Raw genomic sequence first — 16,947 nt, 5'->3', positions numbered from 1 at the left:
GGTCGAGCTCTGTCGAATGGCGGCCGGACCCGTACCGGAACAGACCTATAGCCGGTCTATATCGCCGCGGAGCCACCCATCAGCCATCATCGCCGTCGCGTCACCGAACCGACCTTGTTCGATCGATGCGCGCATCTCGGCCATTATATCCTGATAGTACCTAATATTATGCCAGGTCATAAGTATTGCACCCAAAATTTCCCCGCACCGATTCAGATGGTGAAGATAGGCGCGGCTGAATCGGGTGCAAGCGGGGCAACCGCAGGCTGCATCCAGAGGGCGCGGGTCGTCCTGGTGGCGGGCATTGCGGATGTTGATCTTGCCGTGCCGGGTGAACGCCTGGCCCGTTCGCCCCGAGCGGGTCGGCATGACGCAGTCGAACATATCAACACCGCGCCCGACCGCCCCGACCAGATCGGCCGGCGTGCCGACCCCCATCAGATAGCGTGGGCGGTCGGCGGGCAGAAAGCCGACAGTGGCATCCAGAACGCGGAACATCTCCTCCTGCCCCTCGCCGACAGCCAATCCGCCAATCGCATAGCCGTCGAAGCCGATGGCGGTCAGCGCCTCGGCACTTTCGCGACGAAGGTCGTCATAGACGCTGCCCTGAACGATGCCGAACAGCGCATGACCGGGCCGCACCTGAAACGCGTCCTTGCTGCGCAAGGCCCAGCGCATCGACAGGCGCATGCTGTCCGCTGCCGTCGCCCAGGGCGCCGGGTGGGCGGTGCATTCGTCCAGCGCCATGGTGATGGTGCTGCCGAGCGCGTGCTGAATGCCGATCGACGATTCGGGCGAAAGATGGTGCCGGCTGCCATCCAGATGAGACTGAAACGTCACGCCGTCTTCGGACATCCGGCGCAGCGCCGCCAGCGACATGACCTGAAAACCGCCGGAGTCGGTCAGTACCGGCCCCTTCCAGTCCATCATCCGGCGCAGGCCGCCCAGACGCTCGACCCGGTCTGCGCCCGGACGCAGCATCAGGTGATAGGTATTGCCCAGAACGATCTGGGCGCCGGTATCCGCCACGTTTTCCGGCAGCATGCCCTTGACCGTGCCCGCGGTGCCGACGGGCATGAAGGCCGGCGTATCGACCGGGCCATGGGCGGTGGAAATCCGGCCGCGCCGTGCCGCGCCATCGGTTGCGAACAGATCGTATTTGAACGCTGTCTGCGGGTCGTCAGTTATGTGGGGGGCGGTGATGTCGGCTTCACTCATATTGGGTACCGTTTCCTGAGGCGGGAGCCGACGGATCGAGCAGGCAGGCGTCGCCATAGCTGTAGAATCTGTAGCCGGTGTCGACGGCATGGGCATAAGCCGCCTTCATACGCTCGGTTCCGCTGAACGCGCATACCAGCATGAACAGAGTCGAGCGCGGCAGATGGAAATTGGTCATCAGCCGGTCGACGGCGCGAAACCGGTAACCCGGCGTGATGAAGATGTCGGTGTCGCCCGCAAAGGCCCGGATCTCACCGTTCGGCGCCGCTGCCGATTCCAGGAGGCGCAGGCTGGTCGTGCCAACGGCGACGATCCGGCGGCCGGCGGCCTTTGCCTGGTTCAGCCGGTCCGCGACCTCGGCCGGGATCTCGCCGGTTTCGCTGTGCATCGCGTGGTCGTCGGTATCCTCGACCTTGACCGGCTGGAACGTGCCGGCGCCGACATGCAGCGTGACGAAAGCCCGTTCGACCCCGGCCGCGTCCAGGGCCGCCAGCAGATCGGGCGTAAAGTGCAGACCGGCGGTCGGCGCGGCGACGGCGCCGTCGCGTGCCGCATAAACGGTCTGATAGCGGTCACGATCATCGGTTTCGGCCCGGCCGCCGCGAATATAGGGCGGCAGCGGCATCGCGCCCAGTGCCTCGATCGCCGCCGTGACGGGGCCATCGGCGCATTGGAAGGTCAGCGCGATCATGCCGTCGGCCGCCTTGTCGTCGACCGATGCCGTCAAACGGTCGCCGAAGTCGACGCGGTCGCCAACGCGAAGGCGCTTGCCCGGCTTCGCCAGGACAGACCACCGGTCGCCGCCGAGATTGCGCATCAGCGTCACCGATACCGACACCTCGTCACGTTTGCCGGACAGGCGGGCAGGGATGACGCGCGTGTCGTTGAAGACCATCACGTCGCCGGGCGCCATCAGCCCGGGCAGATCGTGCACCGACCGGTCGATCAGGGCGTCCGGTGCGACATGCAGCAGACGCGCCGCATCGCGCGGTTCGCAGGGGCGCTGCGCGATGCGGTCCTCGGGCAACGTGAAATCGAAATCCGCGACCTTCATCCGTGTCGTCCGCGTGTCTTCGGAACGCCCGTATGCGGAGCGACGGTCACGCCGACGGCATCGAGGCGGGACGGGTCAGCGGCATCATGGCCCGGAACGGGATCAGGAAGAGCAGGGCCAGGACCACCTTGACGGCGAAATCACCCGCAATCAGCGTGACCAGTGGCAGGCCGGCGCCAGCGAAGGCCAGGGTGAAGAACAGCAGCGTATCGACGAACGACGCGACGACCGACCCCAGGAGAGGGGCTTTCCACCACACGGTATTCCGCAGCTTGTCGAAGATATAGGTATCGAGCAGCTGGGCAACCAGGAACGCGCAGCCGGACGCCATTGCGATGCGCGGTGTCGCCAGATAGATCGACAGCACTACCGCCAGGGCGAAACCGACATAGACGACCTGGCGGGCCTTTGCCGGTCCATAGGCCCGGTTGGTGAGATCGTTGACCAGAAAAGCCAGTGGATAGGTCAGCGCGCCCCAGGTGAGCCAGTCATTGATCGGATACTGGACGAGAAAATTCGATGCCGCGACCAATCCGGCCATACTCGACAATGCGATTGCGAGTCCGATCGCCATGATGCTCAAATCCTCGTGCTGATTCCGGCGGAACTGGTAATGACCTTCGAGAGGCGCGAGCCCATGCGACCGTCAGCTGTTGCGGCGCGGCTCGCGCGCGTTGTACCGAAAACTGCCGCGGGGGGGAAGGGCCGATTTTCCCGTTCCGGCTACTGCAGCAAGGTCCCGGAGAAAGATAAAAAGGAAGCGAAATGACGGAAATCGACAGACTGTCGGCGGTGGAACTGAGGCATCGGATCGCAGCGGGGCGTGTTTCGGCGTCGGATGCGCTGGAGGCCGCCGCCGACCGGATCGCGCTGCGCAATCCGGCTGTCAACGCCATGGTCACACTGTGCCTGGACCGTGCCCGTCAGGAAGCAGGGGCCGCAGACGACGCCGTCGCCGCCGGCCGGAAACTGGGACCGCTGCACGGCGTGCCGTTCGCGGTCAAGGATCTGAACGAGACCGAAGGGGTGCGGACGACCTGGGGTTCGCTTGAGTACAAGGACCACGTTCCCCGCCGCGATTGCGGCCTTGTAGCAAGGATGCGGGCCGCCGGTGCTATTCTGGTCGGCAAGTCGAACACGCCGGAATTCGGCGCCGGGGCCAATACGCGCAACGCCGTGTTCGGCGCGACGGTCAATCCGCTGGATACGACCAGGACCTGCGCTGGGTCGTCGGGCGGATCGGCGGTGGCCCTGGCAACCCGGATGGTGCCGCTGGCCACCGGGTCGGACACGGGCGGATCGCTGCGGGTTCCGGCGGCCTTCAGCGGTGTGGTCGGTGTGCGGCCAACACCGGGGCTGGTCGCGGACGAGGGACGGGGCAACGGCTGGACGACCTTCGCGGTCGAAGGGCCCATGGCGCGGACCGTGGGTGACGCGGCACTGATGCTGTCGGTTCTGGCCGCCGACGACCCGCGCGATCCGATGGCCGGGCCGGTCGACCGCCGCGATCTTGCCGACGCCCGGCCCGCCGACCTCAATGCTCTGCGCGTAGCCGCAAGCGCGGATCTGGGCATCGCGCCGGTGGACGACGATATTCGCGCGGCTTTCGACGGAGCCGTCGACGCGCTGGCGCCCGCCGTTGCGTCCGTCCGGCGCACCGATCCGCCCCTGGCCGATGCCCATCGGGTATTCGACGTTCTTCGGGCTCAGGCCTTTGTCGGTAGCTACAAGGCGATTTACGACCGCAATCCCGACGCACTGGGCCCCAATGTCCGCACGAATGTCGAGATGGGGTTGAGCATGACGCTGGTCGATGCGGCCGACGCCCATGCGCGCCACGTCCGTCTCTATCGCCGGTTCGTTGACTTCCTGGACGATCACGACGTGCTGATCTGTCCCGCAGCGCCCGTGTCGCCCTTTCCGGTGGATGAATGGTATCCGGCTGCCGTCGGCGGTCAGGCCATGGATGTCTATTACCGCTGGATCGCCCTGGCCTATGCCCTGACGCTGACGGCACATCCCGTGGTCGTCGTGCCATGCGGGACCGATCGCCATGGGCTGCCATTCGGCATTCAGATCTGCGGCAAACGGGGCAGGGATGCGGACGTGCTGCGCATTGCCGCAGCGATCGAGGCGCGTTTCGCGACTGTGACCGGTTTTGCGCCGGCCCGGGCCGCGGAAGACGTCTGACGCGATCGGCCGCGACCGGATCCTACTCCCCGAAGAAATCCGTTCACGGATTTGCCTTCGACCGACCCATGATGGCTCTTGAACGCTCGGACCGGGTGTATCAGGCTTGGGGCATGCCTGTGTAGTCGGCGACGGGCCGGCGATGCGGTGTGGGCATCCGGCGCGGGGGAGCCTGTCATGAGCTACAGCTTCTATCAGATCCTTAATTCGGTGGCGGACCGCGGCCTGGAACTCCTGACGCTTCGGCGTGAACGCTCGCTGGCGACCGGCCTTGCCGCCCTGTCGGTCGACCTGATTTCGCAGCGCGGAGAGGCGTCGGGCGTCGCGCTGGCCCGGGAAGTCGTAAACACCTACAGGGCGATGGATGAGGCCAACAAGCTGGCGTTTTTCAAGGCATTGGCGCGTGATTTTGACCCCGAGCCCGACGAGGTCATCGCCGCTGCCGATGCCTATCGCGAACTCCGCGATTCCGACAGTCTGATGCGCCTTGCGAAAGCGGTCGAATCGCCACGGCACGAGTTGTTCCGGCGCATCAACATGGCGCCCGAAGGCACCGCCACGATCATCGAGATGCGCCGCGATCTCGGCCGGCATCTGGCCGATCACCGGGATCTGCGCAGTCTCGACGCCGACATGAAGGCGGTCCTCAGCGATTGGTTCAACCGTGGGTTCCTGGTGCTGAAGCGGATCGACTGGTCGACCCCGGCCGTAGTGTTGGAAAAGCTGATCCAGTACGAGGCCGTCCACGAAGTGCCGGGCTGGGACGATCTGCGACGCCGTCTGGCCCGCGACCGCCGTTGCTATGCTTTCTTCCATCCGGCGCTTAAGGACGAGCCGGTCATCTTCGTTCAGGTCGCGCTGGTCAAGGGTATGGCCGGGCAGGTCCAACCGCTGTTGGCCCGTGACGCGCCCGTGGGCGATACCGCGGTTGCGGATACGGCGATATTCTACTCCATTACCAACTGCCAGGAGGGCCTGCGCGGCATTTCGTTCGGCAGTTTCCTGCTGAAGCAGGTCATCGCGGATCTGCAGCGCGACTGGCCGGGGATCAGGACGTTTGCGACCCTTTCGCCGGTGCCGGGGTTTCTGGCGTGGCTCCGCGCTGTCGACCGCGATGTGGTGCCGGAAAAGCTGCGTGCGCATATCGATGCCGCGCGCAATGCCATCGACGCCGACGGGTGGATCGGCGATCCCGCCAAGCTGGACCCGGTGCGCAAATCGCTGTGCGCCGCCTGCGCTAATTACCTGGTGCGGGAGAAGCGCGGCGCGCGGCCGCTGGATGCCGTGGCCCGATTCCATCTCGGCAACGGCGCAAGGCTGGAGCGCCTCAACTGGATGGGCGACACCTCGCCCAAAGGGCTGCGGCAGAGTGCGGGAATTCTGGCCAACTATCTCTATAAGCCGTCGGATATCGAGGGCAATCACGAGATGCACGTCAATACCGGCCACATCGTTACCGGCAAGAGCGTCGAGTCCCTGTTGAAGACATAGAATTCGCGCAACGTTGCCGGCCATGGACCAGTTGGCAGCGTGGCCCTATGCTGTCCATCGCAATCGAACGAACTGCAAAGGGGTGGGCAGCCGCATGAGTGCACCGGACGCGACGGAGAAAAGTTTGACGCTGCAGTCGGCGTGGGCCGCCCGGCTGGCTGCCTCGCGCGACAACACCGCGTTGATATGCGACGACGGTCGCGAATTGGCCTATGGCGATATCGACCGGCTTGCCGGTCGGTTCGCGGCGCTTCTGCGTTCGGCGGGCGCCCGGCGCGGCGACCGCGTTACCGTGCGCGTGGAAAAATCGCCGGCGCTGGTGTCCCTGGTTCTCGCCTGCGTGCGCAGTGGTTTCGTCTATCAGCCGCTGAACACGGCCTATGCGCCGGCGGAACTTGACTATTTCGTCGGCGATGCCCGCCCGAAGATTATTGTCTGCGATCCCGCCGAGGCCACGGCGATGGCCGATCGCGGGCGCCGCATACTGGGTGCCGGCACCGGCGGCGGCGTGGAGATTTTCACCCTTGATGCCGACGGCCGGGGCAGCCTGTCCGATGGCGCCGGGCTTCACCAGGACGGCGTTCTGGACCCACCTGTTGCGCCCGACGATCCGGCGGCCATTCTCTATACTTCGGGCACAACCGGCCAGCCAAAGGGTGCCGTGCTCACCCATCGCAATCTTGCTTCGAACGCAGCGACATTGATCGGCGCCTGGGGCTTTACCGAGCATGACGTGCTGATCCACAGCCTGCCAATCTATCATACCCACGGTTTGTTCGTGGCCACCTTTTGCGCCCTGCTGAGCGGCGGGCGGCTGATCTATCTGCCGAAATTCGACGCCGATACCGTCATCCGTCACCTGCCGAATGCGACCGCCCTTATGGGCGTGCCGACCCACTATACGCGGCTGGTCGACCATCCGGATCTGACACATGATCGATGCAGCGGCATGAGGCTGTTCGTCTCGGGGTCAGCACCGCTGAGAGAAGAGACGTTCGAGGCCTTCCGCGAGCGGACGGGCCACACGATCCTGGAACGCTATGGCATGACCGAAATCAACATGGCATGCTCCAACCCCCTAAACGGAGACCGCCGCGCCGGCACCGTCGGGCCCGCGCTTCCGGGCATCGATGTCCGGGTGACCGACCCCGACACCGGTGATGAACTGCCGCCCGGGAAGGTCGGGCTGCTGCAGGTCAGGGGCCCCAATGTCTGCAAGGAATACTGGGGAAAGCCCGAGAAGACGGCGGCGGCCTTTACTGACGACGGGTTCTTCCGCACCGGTGATCTGGCACGGCAAAGCGACGACGGCTATGTCACCATCGTCGGCCGTGACAGTGACATGATCATCAGTGGCGGGCTCAACGTCTATCCCAAGGAAGTCGAACAGGTCCTCGACGCCCTGGACGGTATCAAGGAATCGGCCGTGTTCGGTGTGCCGCATCCCGATTTCGGCGAGGCGGTGGTCGCCGTGGCCGTTCCGACGGACGGCACGAACAGCTTGCCACCGGAGACTGCCATCCGCGACGCGTTGAATGCCGGAGTTGCCCGCTTCAAACAGCCCAAGCATATCGAGCCGATCGCGGAAATCCCAAGGAACACCATGGGCAAGGTGCAGAAATCGGTGCTGCGGGAGCGGTTCAACAGCCTGTTCAACGGACAGTCTGTCGGGGGTTAGCCTTCGAAGTAGAATGGGCCGCCCCCGTATCGCCGGAGCGGCCCGATTTTCCCGACGTCCTGACGCCAAATCAGTCGACGGTTGAAATGCGGCCTTCCACCTCTGGCGCGACTTCGCCCATTTCGGCGATATAATCGGTGACCTGAGCTGCCATGAACTGAGCGGCAAGGGGGTCGATGATGCGCGGGGCATCGACGAAGACGGTATAGGCGTCGCCGCCGTCCGCCATGAAGTTGTTGGTGGCCAGGGAATATGTGGCGTCCCGGTCGATCGGCTCGCCATCGACCATTACCTCAACCACACGGTTGCCCGGCTCTGCGGACGGATCATAGGTGAAGGAAAGGCCCGACACCTGCGGGAACCGGCCTTGACCCTCTTCGACGGTGCCGACTCCGATTTCCAGCGCCTCGACGATATCTGCGCCCGTGACTTCGAGTTTGACCGTCGTGTTGCCGAATGGCAGTTCGGTCTGGATGTCGCGGCGCGTCAGAACGGTTCCGGCTGCGTAAGTCGTGTCGCCCCGGATCCCGCCGCCATTGGTGATCGCGACATCAGCATCCACGGCGTCGCGAATGGCGTCGGCAACCAGATTGCCAAAAGTCGTTTCCCGGCTCCGCACAAAGGAGCGACGACTGTCCAGTTCGGTGGCCGTCGTTCCGATATCGACGTCCAGCTGATCGGAAAGCTGATCCTCATAAGTCTGTACGGCTGCGGCCATGTCGGCGTCCGGCTCGAAATCGGCGCTGTCGATGATGCGGAAGGCGGGTTCCCATTCGACCGAACCGTCTTCGTCGCGCGTCATCGTGACATCGACGGCCACGACGTAGTTGGCTTGCTCATCAGCTTCGACGAAGGCTGTGCTGTCGTCCCAGTAAGTGAAGAGGAAGTGATCATGCCCGCCCAGGATCAGATCCACGGCGTGCTGGTTGATCAGGGACATGTCCTCGCTGACGCCGGTGTGCGCGATGGCGACCACGAGGTCGGCGCCGTCTTCGCGCAACGCCGAGGCCGTATCGGCTGTCACGTCGAGGATCGGCAGAAATTCCGCATCTTCGGGGCTGGCGATGTCGGCCGTGCTGGGCGTGGTAAGGCCGAGGATGCCGACCGTAAATCCATCGACATCAATGGTGGCGGATTCGACGGTGCCGTCCAGAAGTTCACCGCCCCGGACGACGTTGGAGTTGACCACCGGGAAATCGGCTTCGGCCACCCGTTCTTCGGCCACATCCGGCCCGAAATCGAATTCGTGGTTGCCCAGGGCGTAGAAGTCGACGCCGAGCTGGTTCATCAGGTCAAAATGGTGAGCGCCCTGATCGAAGCCGCACAGGAGACAGGGCGAGATTGAGTCGCCGCCATGGACCATGAAGACGTTGTCGCTTCGGGATTCCTCGTCGGCCAGGATGGCCGCCAGCCGGGCATAGCCGCCGCGATCCCCGGAGCCTTCCATGCGGTCGAAGTCGTTGACATGCAGGAACGTAAAAGTTGTGCTGTCCTGTGCCAGCGCCGGTGAGGCGGCAAGCAGGGCGGCCGTTGCGACCGACAGCGCCGCGGCGCCGGTCGCGCGGATCGTCGCGCGTTTCGAATTCATTGTCGTGATCTCCGCTGGTCGTCATCGGGGGTGGCATCGCTGATGCCGGGTGAAGGTACCACCGACTTGGGGAATCACGGAAAATGTTTTTCACGGTCATTTGTAAAGATTTCATGACAGCGATATTATACTGTGTAATCTCAAGCGTTAGCCCGGCCGATGCAGGAAAACAGGGCAAGACGGTATCGGAACATCTCGCGGGTCCTTCGTGTCCGGCTTACGGCTCCAGGGCACCGGCCCGGTCGGCCGGAAACAGATGCATGGTGCCGAGATTGACCACGCCGCCGGTCAAGGGAACGGTGAACGAGGTGGTCTCGGGCATGGCATAACCAAGGCTTTCCACCTGATCCGGATCAGGGGTGAGCGTATAATCGCCCGGCAGCAGGTCATTCAGGATGTAGAATCCGTCGAAAGCCGCTACCGCGCGCGACGCAACCTCTCCCTGATCGTCGATCGCCAGCAATGTCGCGCCGGAAAGCGTGACTTCTTCGCCGGATACGCGGGTCGCCCTGATGGTTCCCTCGGCCTCGCCGCCGGGACGAACGACCATGGTCACCGGCTGCACGACGCCGGGGCGGCTGGTCACGGCGGTGTCCTGGCTTTCGATCAGCAGGAATGGATCGTCAAGCGATCCGCCGACGATATCGATCGGCGATACTCGCCCCGACGTAAGCGGCGGGATCATCGCCACCCCACTTTCGTCGGTGCGGCCGGACCGGCTTCCCGACCTGACACGGACCCGGTCCAGCGGTTGGGGCCCGCGCGCCGTGCCGTCATCGAGAACGACCCGCGCGGCCGCCGTACCGTTGCGGGCGATGCCACTGGGGGCCGTCCGGTATCCGCCGTTCCACGGGTCCCAGGCGGCACCCGTCGAAAGCGTCAGGCCGACTTCGAAGGCGCCATCGGTGTCGATGCCGGCCGAGGCGCCCAGGGTGAGGGGGCCGAAGGTCCTGCCTGCGCCGATGGACAGACTGGTGAGGCCCGCGCCACGAAAATCGTGGGCAGCAGTCAGCCGACCGCGATAGCCGCCATCGAGCCGCCAGTTGAACGACGCCGATGCCGACCGTGCACGGACGCCCATGGTGTCGATTTGGTAATCGAGCGCGAGCCTCGGGGCGATCCGCAGCGACCTGATATTCGCGTTCAGCGATCCGGCTATGACAAAGGGCTCGTCGGCGCCGGTGGCGACGTCGTTGACGCGCATCGTGTTCGACCAGGAGAGGTATCGGGCGGCCCCCCGCCATCGGGTTTCCAGCGTGTCCTGATCGATGCCTGCCGCATCGCGGACGTAACTGTAGTCGAACGCCAGCCGTGCCCATTGCGCCAGATTCCAGTTCCCTGAAAGTGTCGCGGACCATTGATCCGGCCGCGCGGAAAAATGCGGTGATTCAAGGCCGTCATCAATGTCGATTTCGGCGGAGAAGGACATATCGTCCAGTGGAAGCCGGGAGACGAGCGCATAGTGACGTCCGCCGGCGCGATCGACCGTCATCGTCGCGTCGACGAAGACCGGCCCCAGAGCCAGGCGCCCTGCCAAAGAGCCGAAAATCTCCCCGTCGTTGCCGTCGGATGCGGCGATCGACGCCGACACTGTCATCGAGGTCAGAAGACCGATATCGACGGTCGCCGTCCCGGCAACGGTTTCATCCGATGAGAATCCTTTGCCGCTGACGGCATCGACCATCGCTGTCGGATGGCCGACGGCAGCGGCATACTCCACCGTCCCCGGCGGCACCATGCCACTGCCGATGTGGATGCGATCCGATGTCTGGCGTACCTCGCCCAGAGGGCCGAGTTCCAATACGATGAAATCGTTGAAACCGGGCAGTACATCCACATCCTCGAAGACGTACCGCCCGTCTTCGGTCTCCTCGGTGAATGCCAGCAGAACGCCGTTCCGATAGAGTTCCACCGCCCAACCCGGCTGCGTCGTGCCGGTGAATGTGCGATCGGTGAAGGACCGCCTGTTGCCGTTCACGCGGTTGGTGACCGTGACGCCGGTTGCGAATTCCTGCCGGGTCGAATGACTGAGTGCCGGAATGCTGACGTCGCCGATCTGGTACCCGGTTGCTTGCAGTGGCCCGAGCAGACCGCCGGCGGGATCCTCCCGCGACAGCGTGAGCCTGGCGGATTTGAGGCCGTCATGATTGTCAGCCTGAATGAACAGTTGTCCTGTATGCCAACCCAGATCGGCAGCCGCCCTGAGATTGAGATCCGTGGAGAACTCACTGTTGCCGATGCCGTCGGTGCTGTATTCGGTGGCGGCGGAGACATCGATCGCAGGCGGGCTGACGGCGCGAAATGGATAGGCAATGGGTTGACGGACCGTAGGGTCCCGGGGCGGGCGCCATGACGCCCATCGGTTCCGGCGCTCCAACAGTCGTTCAACGGGGAGTGAGCCCTCGGATGAGACGACCATCGACAGCGTCGGCCAATCCATTTCGACGTGAAGCGGCGTGACCTCGGACAGCCAGTCTATTGAAACATAGATGTCGTCTACATGACGTTCTGCTGCACCGTCAGGAATGGTGGATTGCCGACCTTCGAGGGCAAGTGTCCCGGAGGCAAGATCCAGGTCGAATGTCGTCTGCTCGTTGATAATCCAGCCGGTGGCGGTTCCGGTCTCCGGCGAGACTTCAAGGGCAAACAACAGGGCATCTGCCATGGTGCCAAGCGGCAGGTAGACGCCATCGGGACGCTCCAGTGCCAGAAAATATTCCGACGCCAGATGATCATCGGCCCGCAGGTTGATCACGAGCTCTTCCAGCGGGTCCGATTCGATGACCGGCGGCAGCTGATCGACGTCCAACCCCGAGTCCGAAAACCCGGGGGTGGAAAGGAATGCATTAATAAAGAATATGAATATAATTTTATGTGTATGGCGCAAATGTCGCCCGAGCGAAATGTCCAGGGTCAGTCTGTGAGGAGTCCGGGAGAGGCGCCAAAATTGGCTGCGACTCTCCCGCCGCCGGCTATGGGCGTTCAATCCTGATGGATGACGACGCTAAGGGTCACCGCATAGATGGCTTCGAGTTGGATCGAAATGCCGTCGTCTCCAGCGGATTCGAAAGCTTGAGTCGGATTGCCGGTTGGTATCGCTTCGAATCGGATGCGCGCCGCATATTCCCCCGGGGGTAAATCAGCCGGTCGCCGCACGGCGACTCGCACGGTCTGATTGCCGTTTCCGGCCACCGTCACCTGTCGTGGCGAGAAGCGAATCATTTCATCCGCTCTGTGGCCACCGGGGCCGGGTTGGACCTGGGTAAGGGTGATGCGATAGGTTGCTTCCGTCGCGCTCCGGTTCTGCAGACGCAGTTCCGCGCCCCGCTCATTGGGGTCGATCGCAAGTCGCGTGGGTGCAACGGCAAGGCCGCTACCGGTGATGCCCTGTGCGTGAGAGTCTGCGACTGGCGCGAGGGCGGAAAATACGGTTAAAAACAAAAATAGGGTAGCAATTGTACGGAAATAGAACTTTACGTCGTGTCTCAGTATGGCGGCCATTTTAAACTCTCATTGTATCGCGAGCTCGCTTGGCGAAGCGGCGCCCGCCTTCGAAAGAAGGCGGGCGCCCATTGACTCGACTTGCGTCGATCAATGATCAGGGAGCGTATTCGACTTCGACCGTGTAAGTGCCTTCGTAGAGACCGGCAACCTGCTCTTCGGCGACGGTCGCGGTGGCGCCGATGGCGATGGTGTCGCCGCCTGCGCCCAGCGTGAGCGTTTCACCGGCCTGGTCGCTCGTGAATGCCGTAACCGCAATGGTCTCGACGCCGCCGTCGCGGGTGAGATCAACCACGCCGTCAGCCGGCAGGTTGATGTTGACGGCTTCGCCTTCTTCACCGGTGAGGTCGAAGGTGCCGGCCTGCTGGTCGCCGGTGGGGGCGGCCGGATCGACCGTCACGGCGAGGGAGCCGTCACCGGTCGCCGGGGCGACGACGGTGCCGAACAGCAGTTCGTCAACAGCCGTGATCGTCAGCGCTTCCTGAATGGTGATGCTGGCATCGCCGTCGGCGCTGACCTGGGCCAGAGCGGCCGAACCGGAAAACGCCACGACGGCCGTCGCGGCAGCGGTAATCTTAAGAATGTTTCTCATGGATAGAGACCTCCGTCCATCGGGTTGATGTATCGGAAAACGATGAATATGAAGAACACCGCTCCCGCATTACGGGTGAACGGTGGCACCCAAAAGTTACTCAATCACTAACGTGATACACGCCAAGATCGCAAATTTCAACAAATTGTAGGTAAATCATGCAGTGAGATGCGCGCAAAGCCGGGCATCGCCGGAATCCGGCGCGCGCGGGTTGTCACGGCCGCCGCCGGTGACGCCCGGATGGGCAGGGAACACGCTTCACTGGGAAAATTTTGCCTGCATCCGCAGGGGATATTACCGACCGCTGGAACGGGATTCGGGCGCGGCATCGTCGTTGCGGCGATAGCCGTCGTCTTCGGGGTCGCTCACAGAGTCAGTGCGGCTACCGGTAAAGGACGCTTCTCCTGGAATGCCTGTACCGGTACTGCTCATTGATGAAAGCGCGAGCACGGTCCAGAGCGACAGATCCCGGCCGCCATATTGCCCACCGGAATCCCGACTGATTTCCTCGCCGCCTGCCATCTGAAGCCAATATGCGGCATTGGCGATGCTGTCGCTGTCACCCACCTGGCCGAGCATCGCCGGCTGACCGCCTGACATCTGTCCATTCGAAACGCGGCCGGTGCCGAACATGGCACCCTGGCCCGAGCCACCCGTCCACAGGTCTCTTGCGCGGGCGCTTCCGGTGTCGAGGAAGCCGCCGTCGCGGCGGCCACCTGAAATACCGTCCGGCAGATCGGCCGCAAGCGCCATGTCCCGTCGCACCTGGGTCGCGAATCGCTCGTGAATTTCACCGAGGCTTCGTGCCGAGCCGCCGGCGTCGTAAAAGATCGCCTGGTTGGCGCGGGCAGCGGCGGGGAAAAGGGCAGCGCCGGAACGTCCGGGCGCCTGGTCCATTGCGTTCAGGAATTCCGAAGCGCCCCCGGCGCCCAGAAAATGGGCGAGATAGAGTTCCGTCGGCCCGATCCGTTGTGATGTCGTCCGTTCCAGATGCGCGCGGTTGTCGTTTGCATATTCGCCGGCCATTGTGGCGTTGAGCCCGGCGTCGAGGCGGAGATCCAGAATTTCACGGCGCAGACCGGGATCGGCAACACTGAATCGACCGTTTTCTTCCTGGATTCTGGCGGCGTAGTGTCCCAGACCATGACGTTCGCCATGATTGTGGACCATGCCCAACCATGTCTGGTCGATGAACTGGTACAGCCCCGTGGCGCTGGAAGTGCCGGCACGGACATCCTGTCGGAAACTGCTCTCGCGGGCGGCTTTTGCCATCATGTACGAGAAATCGACGCCCGTTGTCCTGCTGGCATTGCGAATGCCGCTCAGGACTTCGTCCGATACCGCATAGGAACCGATCTGGTGGGTAAGCGCCATGGCATCCGAATCCGCAATTGCTCTGTTCGACGGTTGGGAAGCAAAGGCTGTGCCAAAAGTGGGATCGAGGCGAGGCAACGATTGTCGTGGTGCGTATTGCGAGAATGTGTCGGTGGCCCATCCATCGTCGGGAAATCTCTGCCGGAGAGGGCGGCAGATTCTGCCCAGCCTTTAAGGCCGAACGGCGCGTCCTTCGGGGCGGGCGCTTGCAAGCCGGCCGGGGGCGGCGTAGTTTCCGTGTCGAACTTTTTGTCCGATTGTTAATTCCGTTTCAGCTTCAAGGAGGCTCGCCGCGCCATGTCCCTGTTGGCAAAGGCCCTAAATCGCATCAAACCTTCGCCGACCATCGCGGTCACCGCCCGAGCGCGCGAACTGAAGGCAGCCGGAAACGATGTCATCGGACTCGGCGCGGGAGAGCCCGACTTCGATACGCCGGACAACGTGAAGGCGGCTGCGATCAAGGCGATCAACGAAAACCGCACGAAATATACCAATGTCGACGGCATTCCCGAACTGAAGGCGGCCATCGCGGCGAAGTTCAAGCGCGAGAATGGTCTGGACTACGACGTCGATCAGATCACCGTAGGAACGGGCGGAAAGCAGGTTCTGTATAACGCCCTCGTGGCGACCCTCGATCCGGGTGACGAAGTCATCGTGCCGGCGCCGTACTGGGTCAGCTATCCGGATATGGTGCTGCTGTGCGGGGGAACACCCGTCATAGCAGACTGCTCGCAGAACTCCGGATTCCGTCTTCTCCCTGAAGCCCTGGAAGCGGCCATCACCCCGAAAACGAAATGGCTGATCCTCAACAGCCCCAACAATCCGACCGGCGCCGGTTACGACCGGGCATCGCTGAAAGCGTTGGCCGAGGTTCTGATGCGCCACCCGCATGTCCACGTCATGACGGACGACATGTACGAGCATCTCGTATTCGACGGCTTCGAATTCGCGACGCCGGCGCAGGTCGAGCCAGAACTCTATGATCGGACGCTGACCGTGAATGGCCTGTCCAAGGCCTATGCCATGACGGGATGGCGTATCGGATATGCCGGCGGACCCCGGGACCTGATCAAGGCAATGGCCATGATCCAGAGCCAGTCGACCAGCAATCCCAGTTCGATCAGTCAGTACGCCGCTGTTGAAGCTCTGAACGGGCCACAGGATTTCATCGCCGATCGCAACGAGGTCTTTCGCCAGCGGCGCGATCTCGTCGTCGCCGCTTTGAATCAGACGCCCGGTCTGTCCTGCAACACGCCGGAGGGGGCGTTCTATGTCTATCCGTCCTGCGTCGGGACGATCGGCAAGACGACTCCGGACGGCCATAAGATCGAGACAGATGACGATTTCGTGAAATACCTGTTGGAAGCAGCCGGCGTGGCTGTCGTGCAGGGATCGGCGTTCGGCAAGAGCCCGTATTTCCGGATCTCGTATGCCACATCGACCGATGTGCTGGAGGATGCCTGCGCCCGCATTCGCCAGGCCTGTGAAGCGCTGGTCTGACGATCATCCGTCCGAAGTGGCGGAACCGGATATCGCGGCACCCCCTTCCATCGGATCGTGGATGCTACCATCTCCTTGTTGTGGGGCAACGGTTCCTGAGCCGTTGCCGCCACAGCAGCCCAAATTGAGGAGCAAGCGATATGGCAATGAAAATTGATATTGGAATTCCGCACGAGGACCGCCAGGAAATCGCAGAAGGCCTTTCGCGTCTGCTTGCCGACACTTATACCCTTTACCTGAAGACGCACAATTACCACTGGAACGTTACAGGGCCGATGTTCAATACGCTCCACACAATGTTCGAGGAGCAGTACACCGAGCTCGCCACCGCCGTTGACGAACTGGCTGAGCGCATCCGCGCTCTCGGCATGCCGGCGCCCGGCAGCTACAAGCAGTTTCTGGAACTGACGTCCATTCCTGAAGAAGAGGGGATACCGACGGCCCAGGAGATGATCGCAAATTTGGTCAAGGGGCAGGAATCGGTCGTGAAAACCGCGCGGGAGGTTTTCCCGGCAGCGGAAAAATGCGGAGATCAGCCGACGGCGGATCTGGTGACCCAGCGGATGCAGGTACACGAGAAAACGGCCTGGATGCTGCGCAGCAGTCTGGAATGACCGGGCTCGCCGCGGGTTCTCATCGGTGCCGTATTGATTACGGTTCCTGCGGATACAGTTTGCTGTCCTGATATTCGATAATGGCTGCTGGCCATCCAACCGACGGCGTGGCTGTACCGAAGTGTATTGGCCTCGTCGTCGGCGGCA

General features: G+C 63.1%; 13 protein-coding genes. 5 read left to right on the top strand and 8 right to left on the bottom strand.

Annotated features, from left to right (window positions below; genetic code table 11):
- Positions 1-45 precede the first annotated feature (45 nt).
- From tgt to ABZ728_RS09655, 3 genes are read right to left on the bottom strand one after another with little or no spacing between them, the layout of a single operon-like run.
- Positions 46-1,218, bottom strand: coding sequence for a tRNA guanosine(34) transglycosylase Tgt (gene tgt / locus ABZ728_RS09665; protein WP_366655891.1), 1,173 nt, complete (start codon positions 1,216-1,218; stop codon positions 46-48).
- Positions 1,211-2,272, bottom strand: coding sequence for a tRNA preQ1(34) S-adenosylmethionine ribosyltransferase-isomerase QueA (queA, locus tag ABZ728_RS09660; RefSeq protein WP_366655890.1), 1,062 nt, complete (start codon positions 2,270-2,272; stop codon positions 1,211-1,213). The genes tgt and queA overlap by 8 nt, the downstream gene beginning before the upstream one ends.
- A gap of 46 nt (positions 2,273-2,318) precedes the next feature.
- Positions 2,319-2,846 (bottom strand): VUT family protein, encoded by a 528-nt coding sequence (locus ABZ728_RS09655; RefSeq protein WP_366655889.1) that lies wholly within the window; start codon positions 2,844-2,846, stop codon positions 2,319-2,321.
- 191 nt (positions 2,847-3,037) lie between these two features.
- On the opposite strand from ABZ728_RS09655, the gene ABZ728_RS09650 reads away from it, so the two are divergent.
- From ABZ728_RS09650 to ABZ728_RS09640, 3 genes are all read left to right on the top strand, one after another.
- Positions 3,038-4,462 carry an amidase gene (locus ABZ728_RS09650; RefSeq protein WP_366655888.1) on the top strand — a complete coding sequence of 475 codons (1,425 nt, stop codon included), beginning with the start codon at positions 3,038-3,040 and terminating at the stop codon, positions 4,460-4,462.
- Positions 4,463-4,639: 177 nt separating this feature from the next.
- A complete protein-coding gene (locus tag ABZ728_RS09645; RefSeq protein WP_366655887.1) occupies positions 4,640-5,953 on the top strand; it encodes a malonyl-CoA decarboxylase in 1,314 nt (437 codons plus the stop codon).
- A gap of 94 nt (positions 5,954-6,047) precedes the next feature.
- The gene (locus tag ABZ728_RS09640; protein WP_366655886.1) at positions 6,048-7,631 is read left to right on the top strand and encodes an AMP-binding protein; all 1,584 of its coding nucleotides are present in this window, start codon (positions 6,048-6,050) and stop codon (positions 7,629-7,631) included.
- Positions 7,632-7,701: 70 nt separating this feature from the next.
- Here the strand turns inward: ABZ728_RS09640 and ABZ728_RS09635 are convergent, their stop codons facing one another.
- The 5 genes from ABZ728_RS09635 to ABZ728_RS09615 form a co-directional block, all read right to left on the bottom strand.
- Entirely contained in the window at positions 7,702-9,219 is a 1,518-nt protein-coding gene (locus ABZ728_RS09635) for a 5'-nucleotidase C-terminal domain-containing protein (protein WP_366655885.1), read from the bottom strand.
- A gap of 217 nt (positions 9,220-9,436) precedes the next feature.
- A complete protein-coding gene (locus tag ABZ728_RS09630) occupies positions 9,437-12,028 on the bottom strand; it encodes a hypothetical protein (protein ID WP_366655884.1) in 2,592 nt (863 codons plus the stop codon).
- Positions 12,029-12,201: 173 nt separating this feature from the next.
- The gene (locus tag ABZ728_RS09625; RefSeq protein ID WP_366655883.1) at positions 12,202-12,720 is read right to left on the bottom strand and encodes a fimbria/pilus periplasmic chaperone; all 519 of its coding nucleotides are present in this window, start codon (positions 12,718-12,720) and stop codon (positions 12,202-12,204) included.
- A gap of 97 nt (positions 12,721-12,817) precedes the next feature.
- Positions 12,818-13,312 carry a DUF4402 domain-containing protein gene (locus ABZ728_RS09620; RefSeq protein ID WP_366655882.1) on the bottom strand — a complete coding sequence of 165 codons (495 nt, stop codon included), beginning with the start codon at positions 13,310-13,312 and terminating at the stop codon, positions 12,818-12,820.
- A 294-nt stretch (positions 13,313-13,606) separates the two neighbouring features.
- On the bottom strand, positions 13,607-14,686 hold the full coding sequence (locus tag ABZ728_RS09615) for a hypothetical protein (protein WP_366655881.1): 1,080 nt from the start codon (positions 14,684-14,686) through the stop codon (positions 13,607-13,609).
- 297 nt (positions 14,687-14,983) lie between these two features.
- On the opposite strand from ABZ728_RS09615, the gene ABZ728_RS09610 reads away from it, so the two are divergent.
- Positions 14,984-16,186 carry a pyridoxal phosphate-dependent aminotransferase gene (locus ABZ728_RS09610; RefSeq protein ID WP_366655880.1) on the top strand — a complete coding sequence of 401 codons (1,203 nt, stop codon included), beginning with the start codon at positions 14,984-14,986 and terminating at the stop codon, positions 16,184-16,186.
- A gap of 146 nt (positions 16,187-16,332) precedes the next feature.
- Positions 16,333-16,800 (top strand): Dps family protein, encoded by a 468-nt coding sequence (locus ABZ728_RS09605; RefSeq protein ID WP_368077968.1) that lies wholly within the window; start codon positions 16,333-16,335, stop codon positions 16,798-16,800.
- Positions 16,801-16,947 lie beyond the last annotated feature (147 nt).

This window comes from Fodinicurvata sp. EGI_FJ10296 (genome assembly GCF_040712075.1).
GTDB lineage: Bacteria > Pseudomonadota > Alphaproteobacteria > DSM-16000 > Inquilinaceae > JBFCVL01.
The sequence above is the reverse complement of the archived record's forward strand: the minus strand, read 5'-3'. Positions and strand labels throughout refer to the sequence as shown.

Excerpts from the sequence above, each read along its gene's own strand:
- tgt (WP_366655891.1), bottom strand. The coding sequence starts at position 1,218 with ATGAGTGAAGCCGACATCACCGCCCCCCACATAACTGACGACCCGCAG.
- queA (WP_366655890.1), bottom strand. The coding sequence starts at position 2,272 with ATGAAGGTCGCGGATTTCGATTTCACGTTGCCCGAGGACCGCATCGCG.
- ABZ728_RS09655 (WP_366655889.1), bottom strand. The coding sequence starts at position 2,846 with ATGGCGATCGGACTCGCAATCGCATTGTCGAGTATGGCCGGATTGGTC.
- ABZ728_RS09650 (WP_366655888.1), top strand. The coding sequence starts at position 3,038 with ATGACGGAAATCGACAGACTGTCGGCGGTGGAACTGAGGCATCGGATC.
- ABZ728_RS09645 (WP_366655887.1), top strand. The coding sequence starts at position 4,640 with ATGAGCTACAGCTTCTATCAGATCCTTAATTCGGTGGCGGACCGCGGC.
- ABZ728_RS09640 (WP_366655886.1), top strand. The coding sequence starts at position 6,048 with ATGAGTGCACCGGACGCGACGGAGAAAAGTTTGACGCTGCAGTCGGCG.
- ABZ728_RS09635 (WP_366655885.1), bottom strand. The coding sequence starts at position 9,219 with ATGAATTCGAAACGCGCGACGATCCGCGCGACCGGCGCCGCGGCGCTG.
- ABZ728_RS09625 (WP_366655883.1), bottom strand. The coding sequence starts at position 12,720 with ATGGCCGCCATACTGAGACACGACGTAAAGTTCTATTTCCGTACAATT.
- ABZ728_RS09620 (WP_366655882.1), bottom strand. The coding sequence starts at position 13,312 with ATGAGAAACATTCTTAAGATTACCGCTGCCGCGACGGCCGTCGTGGCG.
- ABZ728_RS09615 (WP_366655881.1), bottom strand. The coding sequence starts at position 14,686 with ATGGCGCTTACCCACCAGATCGGTTCCTATGCGGTATCGGACGAAGTC.
- ABZ728_RS09610 (WP_366655880.1), top strand. The coding sequence starts at position 14,984 with ATGTCCCTGTTGGCAAAGGCCCTAAATCGCATCAAACCTTCGCCGACC.
- ABZ728_RS09605 (WP_368077968.1), top strand. The coding sequence starts at position 16,333 with ATGAAAATTGATATTGGAATTCCGCACGAGGACCGCCAGGAAATCGCA.